At 66.8% G+C, this 12,094-nt stretch carries 10 protein-coding genes and 2 pseudogenes; 3 read left to right on the top strand and 9 right to left on the bottom strand.

The features are described 5' to 3' along the window. Positions 1–534: 534 nt before the first annotated feature. Entirely contained in the window at positions 535–1,284 is a 750-nt protein-coding gene (locus QLQ12_RS46360; protein WP_282767473.1) for a class I SAM-dependent methyltransferase, read from the bottom strand. Between the two features lie 522 nt (positions 1,285–1,806). After that, complete coding sequence (locus QLQ12_RS46355; RefSeq protein ID WP_282767472.1) at positions 1,807–2,499, bottom strand: hypothetical protein; 693 nt, start codon at positions 2,497–2,499, stop codon at positions 1,807–1,809. Between QLQ12_RS46355 and QLQ12_RS46350 the strand changes: the two genes are divergently transcribed. Beyond that, on the top strand, positions 2,477–3,754 hold the full coding sequence (locus QLQ12_RS46350; protein ID WP_282767471.1) for a TolB family protein: 1,278 nt from the start codon (positions 2,477–2,479) through the stop codon (positions 3,752–3,754). The genes QLQ12_RS46355 and QLQ12_RS46350 overlap by 23 nt on opposite strands. A 693-nt stretch (positions 3,755–4,447) precedes the next feature. Here QLQ12_RS46350 and QLQ12_RS46345 read toward each other — a convergent pair. Genes QLQ12_RS46345 through QLQ12_RS46335 form a run of 3 tightly spaced genes read right to left on the bottom strand, consistent with a single transcriptional unit; the run spans position 4,448 to position 6,911 of the window. Continuing rightward, the gene (locus QLQ12_RS46345; RefSeq protein ID WP_282767470.1) at positions 4,448–4,960 is read right to left on the bottom strand and encodes a hypothetical protein; all 513 of its coding nucleotides are present in this window, start codon (positions 4,958–4,960) and stop codon (positions 4,448–4,450) included. Then, positions 4,957–6,609: an alpha/beta hydrolase gene (locus QLQ12_RS46340; RefSeq protein ID WP_282767469.1), complete on the bottom strand. Its 1,653-nt coding sequence runs from the start codon at positions 6,607–6,609 to the stop codon at positions 4,957–4,959. Before QLQ12_RS46340 ends, QLQ12_RS46345 begins: the two co-directional genes overlap by 4 nt. Continuing rightward, on the bottom strand, positions 6,609–6,911 hold the full coding sequence (locus tag QLQ12_RS46335) for a type VII secretion target (protein WP_282767468.1): 303 nt from the start codon (positions 6,909–6,911) through the stop codon (positions 6,609–6,611). The genes QLQ12_RS46340 and QLQ12_RS46335 overlap by 1 nt, the downstream gene beginning before the upstream one ends. Before the next feature lie 717 nt (positions 6,912–7,628). Here QLQ12_RS46335 and QLQ12_RS46330 point away from each other — a divergent pair. Next, on the top strand, positions 7,629–8,048 hold the full coding sequence (locus tag QLQ12_RS46330) for a DUF6334 family protein (RefSeq protein ID WP_282767467.1): 420 nt from the start codon (positions 7,629–7,631) through the stop codon (positions 8,046–8,048). Positions 8,049–8,262: 214 nt separating this feature from the next. On the opposite strand, the gene QLQ12_RS46325 is transcribed toward QLQ12_RS46330, so the two are convergent. From QLQ12_RS46325 to QLQ12_RS46310, 4 genes and pseudogenes are all read right to left on the bottom strand, one after another. Further along, positions 8,263–8,568 carry a hypothetical protein gene (locus tag QLQ12_RS46325; RefSeq protein ID WP_282767466.1) on the bottom strand — a complete coding sequence of 102 codons (306 nt, stop codon included), beginning with the start codon at positions 8,566–8,568 and terminating at the stop codon, positions 8,263–8,265. Between the two features lie 376 nt (positions 8,569–8,944). Next, complete coding sequence (locus QLQ12_RS46320; RefSeq protein WP_282767465.1) at positions 8,945–9,439, bottom strand: VOC family protein; 495 nt, start codon at positions 9,437–9,439, stop codon at positions 8,945–8,947. A 322-nt stretch (positions 9,440–9,761) separates the two neighbouring features. Continuing rightward, positions 9,762–10,079: pseudogene (locus tag QLQ12_RS46315) on the bottom strand (transposase); the annotation flags it as partial. Positions 10,080–10,416: 337 nt separating this feature from the next. Beyond that, on the bottom strand, positions 10,417–10,956 hold the full coding sequence (locus tag QLQ12_RS46310) for a PspC domain-containing protein (protein WP_282767474.1): 540 nt from the start codon (positions 10,954–10,956) through the stop codon (positions 10,417–10,419). 278 nt (positions 10,957–11,234) lie between these two features. Here QLQ12_RS46310 and QLQ12_RS46965 point away from each other — a divergent pair. Further along, positions 11,235–12,066, top strand: a pseudogene (locus tag QLQ12_RS46965) (IS5 family transposase). The last annotated feature ends 28 nt before the right edge of the window (positions 12,067–12,094 follow it).

Here is a 12,094-nt window from a genome sequence, read left to right as displayed (position 1 = left end):
ATCCCGGCGAGCCTCGACCGCCAACCGGGTCGCACGCTCACGCAGCTCATCGTTGTACTTCTTCGGTGCCGGCATAGCTAAATCTTCTCCCAGGTTTCGATGTCTCCATCAAACCCGGGGCGGAACAGATTGTGGAGTCGTTGATGTTAGATGGCCCGCCTCTGACCCTGCCGATCGCGGGCTATGGATCGCCGGGCCCGAAGCGCTCGCCGGGCGAGCAGCCGGTGCCCGCGACGGGGCCGCCAACACATAGAGATCGGCACCCGCACTCACCAGTGCTCACGAGGTCCGTGGGCATCCGTACCAGCCGCAATTCTCGGCTAGGCACGGTCCGGCATCCCGGCGATCAATTCGTCGGCCCGAGCCAGGCCCATGTTGGGGGTGACCATGGGGCCGTTTCGTCAAGGGGGCCACGAAATGGGCGTGGTCGTGTTGTTCAGCCGGACTCCCAACGCCTGTCGCCCGTATCCATCATCATCCAGGCTGCGGGGACCTCTGGCGGTGAACGCTCGGTCCAGCATCTGCCGGACCCTGTCAAGCTTCGCGGCAACGCCGACGGCGGGGCCGGGATGGTCCCGGCGATGGGACTGTACGAATATCTTGACAGGCCCAGTGGGTCGGGGAATAGGTCATCAGCAAATCGAGGTAGCTACGGGTGGTGTACGACTGTTCCCACTCGTAGTGACAGAACTGGGCCGGGCCGAAGCGCTGAGAGCCGTCGATGTCGCTCGAGTCGTTGGGGATGTCGGCGGCGGGTTCCTGGCGCCATCCCGGCGGGGTCTTCGGGTCGAAACGTTCATAGCAGGTCTGCGCGTCGATGAAGAACTGTTCGGTGCCGCCGGCGACGTGCTCGTTGTGGATGAGGGCCAGGGTGCCGTCTGGGCGAAGGACGTCCGCTGCTTTGTGAACGCGGATGTCTGGGTCGATCCAGTGAAACGCGGTCGCCGAAACTACGAGGTCGAATGGGGTTGCTGGTGGTGTCCAGTTCTCGAACGGTGCCACCTCGATGGTCACGTTCGGGAAGTGGAGCAGGTTGCGTCTGGCTACCGCGGCCATGTCAGTGCTGAGTTCGACGGCGACGATGGTGCAGCCGAGTTGGGCCAGCGGGTAGGTGGCTTGGCCGGTGCCGCATCCGATTTCCAGTACGCGAGATCGCGGGGTCAGGCCCGCGAGCACGGTCAGGTCTTGGAACAGTTGTGGCGGATATCCGGGGCGTGCGCGGTCGTAGAGATCGGCGTCCTCGCCGAAGGTGGTCCGCAGCCGCTCGCGGTCGGTGTCGGTCACAGCGGGAGACTACTTGCCGAGGTGGGCGAGATCCGGGCGGTCCAGAACAGCGGTGCAGTGGGGGTGACGCTGCAATGCCAAGCCAGGGACTCGGGTGCGCGTACTGACGTCAGGTCAGTTGTTCGGCGCGGATGCCTCGGGCAGCGGTGCCGTGATCGAGGTAGGCGGCGAGCCGGGTCATGACGGGCTCGGCGATCGGGATGACGCGGCCGTCGACATGCAGGCGGCGGTCATGCAGGTCGGTGAGCTTGAGTCGCCGCAGTTGTCCCGGAGTGAGGGCGTGGAAGGCGAGCAGTGCGGCCAGCGCCGCTCGGGTGGGATCGGGCGAGTTCAGCGCCTGACGGATGAATTCATAGTTGGCAGGTTCTGGCAGGCGTTCATGGGAGGCGCCGAGCGCGGACGTGCAGCGTGGGGGTCACGGAACACGACGCGATGTCCCTTGAGGACACGGAAGAGGGAAGCGAGGCTGAAGCCGCGCTCGTAACGGGGGGCGGCCTTCGGGCGCGGCTTGGATCGCCTCGATCACGAGAGGCTTCGTGATCTCGCGCGGGGATTCGCGGCCGTCTCGGCCCATTGGTGCAGGACGGGCAGTACGGCGTTGAGCCGGGCGCGGATGGTGGGCTGGGTCGGCGCTCGGCTGCGCGGGGCGCTGGCTTTATGGCCGTGGAACGTGACGTCGAACCACACCCGCAGCTCAGCCTGCATCGGTGCGGGCAGGTCGGTGACCTTGCGCGTGAACCACAGCTCCAGCGCGGGAGTCAGGTCGTCTTCGAGGAACCCGATGCCGTCGAGGAACTCGCGCAGCAGTCTGGTGGCCGGCCCAGCGTGCGAAGGTCGCGCAGGAGGCCGGTCTTGAATCGGGCTCCGGGCGTGTCTTGCAGGCCGAGCAGGGCATTCATGCCGCTGCGGGCCTTGCGGGTGGTGCTCTCGCTCCAGCCGCGCGGGGGTGGCGTGTTCGAGCAGCAGCGCGGTGAGGTTCTCGACGGCCTGGGGATCCGGCGGGCGGGGCAGCGCGCCGCGGTCGTAGCGGCGGGTGGTACGTGGATCGGCGTGCCCCATGGCGTCGTGCTGCGAAAACCGACATGGTCGGATGGGCGACTCCGGGACCAGCAGCGTGCCGGTGGTGACACCCTGAGGTAAGGGCCGCGGTTGCGTGGCTTTCCTTACCGAACTTACCGAACGGAGTGTGGCGATGCGCCGCTCACGAATGCTCACGACTCTGGTGGTGACCGGGGTGATAGCGACGGCCGGCGTGACGCCCTCCGCTCCGGCACGTGCCGGCCCGGCCGCGGCAGCTGCCGCTGTCGCCTATCCGGATCCGGTCCGCGTCAGCGTGTCCAGCCGCGGTGTCCAGGGCGCCGATGTCAGTTGGGCCCCGGCGATCAGCGCGGACGGCCGGTTCGTGGCCTTCGTCTCGGCCTCGGCCACGCTGGTACCCGGCGACACCAACGACACGGCCGACATCTTCGTCCGCGACTCGCGTACCCGGACGACCACGCGGGTCAACCTCTCCAGCTCCGGCGAGCAGGCCGGCGACTACTCCACCCTGCCGGTGATCAGCGCCGACGGCCGATACGTGGCATTCGGCTCCACCGCGACCAATCTGTCCCCCGGCGTCACCAGCGGCGACTGGGAGATCTACCTGCGCGACCGCTGGGCGGGCACCACCCGCCAGGTGTCGCTGACCAGTTCCGGCGGGCAGACCGGTGGAGGGCTAGCGCTGGTCGGCGGGATCAGCGCGGACGGCCGGTACGTCTCCTTCATGTCCTACAACGACCGACTGGTGCCGGACGACACCAACCAGGCGCCGGACGCGTTCGTCCGGGACACCCACCGCGGAGTCACCGAACGGGTGAGCGTGTCCAGCGGGGGCACCCAGGCCGCCGACGGCGGCGACGAGCCGATGGTCAGCGCAGACGGCCGCTTCGTCTCCTTCATCTCCAGCTCGCCCGACCTGGTCGCAGACGACACCAACGACGGCCGCGACGTCTTCCTCCGCGACCGCCGGAACGGCACCACGACCCGTGTCAACTTGACCGCGACCGGCGGACAGGCCGACGGCGTGGACAGCGGGACGGGCCACACCACCCAGTCGCTCAGCGGTGACGGCCGGTACGTCGCCTTCTCCTCGCGGTCGACCAACCTCGTGCCGGGCGACACCAACGCCGAAGTCGACGTGTTCGTCCGGGACACCCGGCTGGGCACCACCACCCGGATGTCCGATCAGCCGGCCGCCTACCCGTCGATCAGCATCGACGGACGCTGGGTCGCGTTGCTGTCCAACGGTTCCGTCCAGGTGCGTGACCGTCACACCGGTGTGCTCACGACGGTGGCGCCGGCGTCGCACAGCATGGTGAACAGCCCGGGGATCAGCGCCAGAGGGCGGCACATCGCGTTCATCTCGGACACGGCGCTGGTGCCCGCCGACACCAACCAGCGGGCCGACATCTACTGGGTCTCCCGCTCCTGACCCGGCGACGGCCGTCAGCGGGCTCCGGCGGCCCACCGTCATGGAGCAGGATCACCGAGGCGACCCGGGGCGCAGCGGGATGGCCTCGTCGGTTAGGAGCGGCTGAGCATCCCGGTGCAGTCGCGCTCGGGCAGCGGCGCGCCGCCGGGGCGTCGATGTTACGGCGTAGCGATGATCGATAGCTGGCGAGGTCTCCGGTAGGTGAATCAGCGACCAAGCAGAGCATCACACCGGAGACCTGGTGCCGAGCGCAACGGTAGCGAGACGACATGACCTGACCGACGTGCAGGGGGCGGTCTCGAGCCGCTACTGCAGGCGGGGACGGGTCGCGATCGGTCGCGCAGAGTACGCCTTGCAGCGGCCACCGGGATCATCGTCGCCTTCCGCGGATTGCGCCCTCGGCACGGTTCATCGGCCGCGTGCTTGCCGTGTCATTGGCCCTGCATGCCGTCACTGCCCCTTTCGGGTCCGAAGCAGTGCTTGCCCTCGCCGTCTTCCTCTGATGGCGGCGTGGCTTGCGCTCATCGCTCGGGAGCCCATCACCACCCCAGAAACATCGCGCTCGCGCGAGAGTCGGTTGTCCGCTAGTTGTCATGTCCACCTGTCGGCGTATGGCTCGCAGCCGATCTGCATCGGTCAAGCCGATCGTCGAAGTAGGACTTCTCCGCTCCGGGGCGGCACTGCCGGTATGTGTCAACCGTTGGCTGGATCTTCACCGGGCGCCGGCTGGAAGCAGGGGCTGCCGAGCGTCACCACAATCTGGATCGCCGGTTTGCTGCTGGCCAGCGAAATACTGAACCGCGACTGCGGGTCGCGGGCGGCGAACACCCCGGTCCGCCCGTCTGACAACGTCCGATATTCGGTGATCTCCCAGTTCTGGGACGTCCCGGTGTCATGGACGGCCTTCAACGCCTGCAGGTGCTTGTCCTCAGGCAGCTTCACCACACCGAACGCGCTCATGCTCCACCGGGCGTCATCGGCCGTCTCCCCGCCCTGCCCCAGGCACGGTTTCGTGTTGACCTCCCACTCGGCGACCGTGCCGCCCATGAGCGCAGCCATGGCGTCGGCTTGCTGCCGCGCCTGCGCTTCGACATCGGCGCGTTTCTTCGTCTCCAACGGAGCGTCCTTTCCTTGCGTGTCCCCGGAAGTGCAGGCGGCGGTCGCGGCCAGGGCGAGCAGCACGACAGCGATACGTAACCTGATCATGACGGCGCCTTCCCGGACTCCAGCGTGGCGTGCTCGTAGTAGCCGTCACCGAGCACGATCGCCGCCTGGCTACGCAGCGACTGCGAATTGTCGTCCCAGTACCCGGAATGCCCGCTGGTGTCGATGGAAAGCACATTGCCGCCGAACTGCGGGTAGTGCGGGCCGGGTCCGTGGATCTCGGCGATGTCGTCGCCGAAGAAGAAGTCGCCCAGGGTCGAGTTCTCCGGGCGGGCGACGAAGTTGTCGTCGACGGCGGCGCCGGCCCACACGTGCTGGGCGGGAACGTTGAACTCGCCGGCGTGCTCGACGCGCATGCCGGGGCTGCCGACGGCGACCATGTCGACGACGTTGAGACCATCACCCGCTTTGGCGGCCTCGCCGAGCACGGTGCTGCCGTAGCTGTGGCCGATGGCGGTGATGTGGGCGCCACCGCCCTCGTGGCTGGCGTGGAGCCCGTTGACGAACGAGTCCAGCGCCGTCGCCCCCGCCTGGGACTTGTCGCCGAACGGGGCGGTTACCACGTCGACGCTGTCGGCGTCCGGGGTGTCATACCCGAGCCAGCCGATCATGGCAACGGAGGTGCCGGGCGCAAGTTTCATCGCCTGGCTTTGGATGTCACTGGCCCGGCCGACCAGGCCGCGGATGCCGTCGACCTCCGTGCCGACGCCAGGCACCAGGATGCCGGTGCGGTCGGCGGTGTCCGGGTTCCCGACGGCAACCACGGCTTTGCCGTCCTGGTCGAGATCCACCGACAGCAGGTACATCCGTTTGTCCTGTGGTCCGTGTTCGGCCGATTCGAGTTTCTCCAGCAGCATCAGCGCCCGCTGGTGCCGGATGGTGTCCTCACCGTGCCCCCGGTTGATGTCGTCGCCGATCAGATTACGCAACCCCAGCTGGTTGGCGTAGTCGCGGTCAACCGCGGGCAACCCGTCGAGGGCCCCAACCTTCTCCGGCCACGCGGTCGCGTACAGATGCCGCTGTTGCGGGGTTAGCGCCTCCCACCATGCGTGCGCGACACGCGAGTCGCCGGGCGCCGGTATACCGGCTTCCGCCAGGCCGAGCGCTCCTGCCGCGGCACGGGCGTCTTCGCTGGTCGCGCCGAACTCGTACGGCCGGGTGCCGGAGATGACATCCATCTTCGCCAACGCTGCGGCGCAATCGGCGTCGATGTCGCTGGCCCGGGCCAGCACGTCCTTGATCTGCTGAGCGAGTCCGGCAGCGGCGGCGGTGCGCTGCGCGGTCAATTCCGCACGATCCGGGTCGTGAATCTCGGCGTGTGACAGCGGCGGCGGAGAAACCCGCCCGTCGTCGCTGACGGCGCAGTCCTGCGTTGCCGCGGAGTCCAGCAGAGCGCGCAGCTGCAGCTGCAGGCCGCGCAGGCTGTCGGCCGCGCCGGTGAGCATGGTTCCCATCGTGCGGCACCGCATGGCGGTCAGCTCGAACTTGTCCTCAAGCTTGTCGATGCTCCCGAACGCGGACTGCGCGGCGGCGCCGTCCCACCCCGAGGCATGCAGTGGCCGGCTGACCTCGGTGACGGCGTCGCTGGACAGGTTCTCCGCATGGCGGGCCAGGGCGAGCCAGGCTTCTCCAGCCGCGTCCAGGGCATCGAGGCGGGCATCACGCAGGTCGGGCACTGTCAGGTCGAACATCAGCTGTTGTCCTGCACGTACCAGAACCGGTTACCGCTGGCCGTGTCGCTGCGCCGGTAGTCGCCGGCGGTCTGCGCCAGCGCGGCACCGAGTTCCTGCAGGTGCTTGTCGAACATGCGGACGTCAACGGACATCGCCGACGAGAACTCTGTGATGGCCCGCCGCATCCGGAACCCGGTAGTGAGCCCGGCAGCCGCGGCCTGTGTCTCCGGTTCGACGTCGGCGACCGAGCTCGCCCACCGCTGGCCAAGGTCACTGACCTGCTGTGCGGCTGTATCGAGTGCAGCCGGATCCACCTGCATGCGAAATCCCCCCGTATCGGTACGCCAGTCGGCAGTTTCGGCCCGACCGCCCCAATAGTGATATCAGGCATGATCAATTCGCGGTACTGTGACGCCGTCTGGACCGGTTACGGCCAGCGGTGAAGCGGGTCACGGTGCCGGACGTTGACCTCGCATTCCGGGAGGATGCCGGACGCCACATCCTGGCCCTTGTCTCACGCAATGACCTGACCGTCGGGCTGGACACCCAGACGTACACCGGCCACCGAACCCGTTCGCCGGCTCACCGCCACTCTCGAACGGCTCCGTGCCGACCGCCAACTCGACGAAGCCCTCGGCCACGGACCCGACCCGCTGCACCTCGCCGCGGTCTTCGGCATCGACGCCAAGACCGCGATCCGCTACGCCACCACCGCCCGTCAAATCCTGGAGTCCTCAGCAGATCAGCACGGCGCTGGTGGGACCGTTCCCAGTGACACAGAGACCGCCTGAGCTCCGGTTACGATGTGAGTGCGTAGGGCCATTACCAACCAAGTGCGCGCCGGATGCTGGCCGTATGAGGTATCGGGTGACCGCCCTCACGACAGGGGCCGCCACCCGGCGCTCATGCTGTGCGCCAACGTCCTCTACTACCGCAAGTCGGTCACTACGGAGTGTGATGTACATCCACTCTGGCTGGCGCACGTTAGTGCCGAAGAGCGGATACATTAGCGGCGCAGTCGATGCCATGATCTCCGCGTGGCGCATGACTTGTTTCCTTCCGGTCCTTCCGTGTTGACCGCTCTGGCGGAGATCGTCCATTTGGCGCACATGGATGATCCGTCCTGGCTCGTGGCGGTCCAGTTCCGCTTCCACGAGGGATACCTCCAGCTGGAAGTTGATCCGGACCACGACACGGTCGAGATTTCCTTCGATCCGCAGCAACGGCCGCAGCTTCATCACTGGGCCTCGGATTCGGTGCCAACCCAAACGGACCAGCACTATGCCGGCCTGCTCGGCATGGCTTGCGCCTGGCGGTGGGTGCTTCGCAATCAGCAGGGATATGAGGACGCGTTCCAGATCGAACTGGGCACACCGTCGTCAACCACGACGTTGCAATACCTCGCGATGGCCTCGCGCCTCCATGTCCGCCACGTGAAAGACGTACCGATCCCGTAAAGGGTCCGGTCCTGAGACGCACGCACATGCCGCAGACAACGCGCGCAGGATCCCCTCTACGCCTCCACCATGGCGTACGCCGGCGAGTACTCGCTGTAGGCGTCGTTCATGAGGCAGCGGCTGCTCCGCAGCAACGCTGGGTTGGACCCGGAGGCTAAACGACAAGCGCAGTCGCCCTCACCGTCTGTCCGGATGACGGGCAGGGAAATGTCGGCTACGGTCTCGGCGCAGCGAGCAACCCGATCAAGGCGGTGCCTCCGCCGAGGACCGCGATCACGCCGGCGAACCATCCGATCAGTAGACCTATCCCGACGTGCCGCCCTCGGCTGTGCAAGAGACCCACTCCCAGCGCCATGCAGACGACGAAAAGCATCAGTTCCAAGGCTCCCGTCAAACAGACCACCATGAAAATCGAGTCAGGCCCGGCGTGGACGGTGAAGGCGAAAGCGGTATACAACCACGGGCAGGCAGCGACGATATGGCCGGTGAAAGCGCCAACGATCCCTGCGGCGACCAGCATGTGGTGGTCCGATCGGTTTGGTACTTGATCGGCAATCACACCTTAAGAATGTTGATGACCTGAAGGGCGCGCCAGCCCGTCGCGCTGTCCTTCACGGAATCTCCCAAGGCCGCGTACACGCTCCTCGCATTCCCGCGACGCTCTCACATGCCGCCGAGCGTGCGCGGGCGACTTGCCGAGCCGTGACGATCGGTAATCGGACTCTGACTGTCCGACGTGCTGAACTGCCGAAATCCGGTGACTCGAATCATGGGGATGAGGGGCGGTCCGGCGTCGAGGCGGCCGATGGGACGCCCATGAGATGCGGTCGAAACTTGTGGAGTCGGCCGGGAGCAAATGCAGACACCGCGTCCCGGCCGAATCTGTCAGGCGAGGCTCAGCCCAACGACTTCAATGCCTTGTCCAAGGTGGCGAACACGGTGTCGGAGCCGCCCTCCCAGGACGGCGCCGGATCCGCCTGACCGGACGCCAGCTGGTAGAGCCACCAGATGTTCTGCCAGGGATCGAGCATCCGGGCGAGCGTCGTCTCACCGTAGAAGGGGGTCGGTTCGGTCACCGTCGTGGCGCCCTCGGCACAGGCCCGCTCGAGCACCGCCGCCGCGTCGGTCACCCACAGCTGCAGCAGGCCGGGCCGCGCCGGCCAGCCGGCCAGCCGGTCGGCGACCATCAGGTCGACGGTGCCGAGCCGCAGCTGGGCGTGGATGAGCTTGCCGTCCGGCATCGGCGTCCGCGCCTCGACGGTCTCGGACGCACCGAACACCTCGGTCACAAAGTCCACGAACCGCGCGGCATCATCCACAATCACGAACGGGTTGAGGACGGCGCCGCCGTAAGGGACAGCTTCCGGAGAGAGCAGAATGTCGCTGGTCATGCTGAGGATCATGCCGTCAACTGCGGTCAGTTCCTGACCTGATACCTCAGCGGTGCGGGGCCGCTGAAATGGCGAGAGCCCGCGGCACCGGCCGGTCATTGCCGGCCTACAGGCATCCGCGCCCAAGACTCTCCCCTGCGGCTCCATGCCCTTCCAGAGTCGGGATCGCAGGCAAGCGCGCGGACCAGCGGCACTTCTTCGACGGTGAAAGGCCGGCCGTCGGGATGCAGGACGGTGAGGCGCCGCGCTCCCACTCATGGGGGCTCAGTGCCGGATCCGTGCCGGCGTCCAGTATCTGGCGCAGCGCCTGGTTGAACAGCACCAGCCGGCCTTGGGGGTTGCAGGCAGCCACGCCGGTGTCCAGGCTGTCCAGCAGTGCGTCGAGGAAAGGCCGCTGCCGGGCGGCGTCGCGCTGCCAGCGGCGGAACAGGCCGTAGACCGTCTGCCAGGGTCCATAGACGGCGGGGACGTCGCGCCACGGTGAGCCGGTCCGGATCCGCCAGCGGATCCCGTCGATGAGCCGTCGTTTCTCCCACTTCGGCGGACGGCCGTTACCCGACACGGCAGGAAGCAGCGCAGCTAGCCGCTGCCATTGCGCGTCGGTGAGGTCGTGCCGCCTCGTCACCGCTATGGTGGCCACGAGGTCTCCGGTGTGAAGTTCTGGCTTGGTCGCTGAACCATCTACCGGAGACCTCTTCAGTTATCGATCACCGCCACGCCGTGACCTCACCGGCGACCACCCCTTTTGAAACACGCCTTAGGCGGCGAACTCGACGCGGCCGAGCCAGTCAGCGAGCCGGAACAGAGCATCGCGCTTGAAGGCGCCGGCACGCCGCGCCCAGCGCGAGGTGCAGCACAACCGGCCGCAGGTCGGGGCCGCATTACGGTGGGCCCAGCAGTGGTTCGACAGCGCCCCGCCGAGGTACTGCTCTACCAACTACAGGTCACATGGCATCGTTGTACGCACCGGTTCGCCGTCAAGTTTGCGGCGACGGGGGGATCACGCCACGAGGATCTTCGGTGGGGATGCTGGCGAGTTGCTGCACGGCCCGAGGGTCGGCGGCTTGGCGCTGGATGAGGGTCAAGGTCTGCAGCATCTGGTCATGTAGAACAAGACTCGCTTCTGCTCGGCGCTGTTGCCGAAGCCGGGTCGTTCGTTCGGCTTGGAATTGGCGGTGTAGGTGATGCAAGAAGGTCACCGTGCCGAGCACCGCGCAGGTGAGGATGACGGCTGTCGTGACGCCTCCGCCAAGAAGGGCGATGGTAACCAAAAATCCGCCACCGAGGATCCGGTGCAGGTTGCGGCATATCGTTGTGCGGGCGGGTCGGCTGCTGGGAAGGATCATCCAGAAGGCGAAGTAGAGCAGGATTCCTATCTGGGCGAAGGCCGTCAGGGCAACAAATCCCGCTCTGACCGCTAGCACACTGATGCCGAGGTGATCGGCGATGCCGGACGCCACACCAGCGATGAACTTGCGCTCGGAAGCCCGAAGAAGGTGACGTGGCGGGCAAGCGATGAGGGTGTTGATCGCTCCTCCTCAGCGGTGACCATGTCGGACTTGGGACCGGTAGGTGATGCTCCGATGCTTGCATGCGGGACCACGCGGTTCCATCAGGGACATCCCCGGACAAGCTTGTCGGCGTCAGAGGGTGGTCACGGACTGTTTAGGTTGATCTATGCGTTGGGTCCGTATAGAGATCGTTCTGCGGGTTCGCGGTAGATAGTGATCACTCGATGGCGTGAAAGATGAAGATCGGTCACGTCAAGTGGACAGGTTGCACGGTTGGGCTGGTCATGAGCGCGCGCAAGCAGTACCCCAGCGACGTGACCGACGAGCAGTGGGCGCTGCTCGGCCCGTTTCTGGACGCCTGGAGAGCCACGCGGATCTCGGTAGCCGGCCAGCAGGGTGAACAGGATCTCCGGGAGATCGTCAACGCGATCCTGTATCAGAACCGGACCGGCTGCCAGTGGGCGTACCTGCCACACGATCTGCCCCAGAAACCGGTGACTTACTACTATTTTGCGTTGTGGCGTGACGACGGCACCGACCAGACGATCCATGATCTGCTGCGCTGCCAGGCCCGCCAGAAGGCCGGCCGGGTCGAGGATCCGTCGGCGGTCGCGCTCGACACCCAGTCGATCCGGGCGGCGAACCACGTTCCGGCCGCCACTACGGGCAAAGACGCAGGTAAGAAGGTGCCGGGCCGCAAGCGGGGCCTGGCCGTGGACGCCCTCGGCCTGATCAATCGCGGTCGTGGTCACCGCCGCGAGCGTGACCGACAACGCGATCGGGATCAAACTACTGGACCAGATCGCGCAACACACCCCGACGGTGACCGCAGCCTGGGTCGACGCGGGCTTCAAGCAGGACGTCGGTGTGCACGGCGCCGTGGTCGGCATCGACGTCCAGGTCGTCAAGCGCTCCGACACCAAGCCCGGCTTTGTGCCGGTCAAGAAGCGGTGGATCGTAGAGCAGGTCTACGGCACCTTGATGTTGCACCGCCGGCTGGTGCGCGAGTACGAGAGCAAGCCGGCCTCGTCGGTGTCGCGCACGTTGTGGGCATCGATGGCGAACATGGTTCGCCGGTTGACCGGCACCAGCACGGCGACCTGGCGAAACCCGTAAGGCCGGCCGGTGCACCTCGACACCCTTC

This window comes from Actinoplanes sandaracinus, assembly GCF_030009775.1.
Classification (GTDB): Bacteria; Actinomycetota; Actinomycetes; order Mycobacteriales; family Micromonosporaceae; genus Actinoplanes; species Actinoplanes sandaracinus.
The sequence above is the reverse complement of the archived record's forward strand: the minus strand, read 5'-3'. Positions and strand labels throughout refer to the sequence as shown.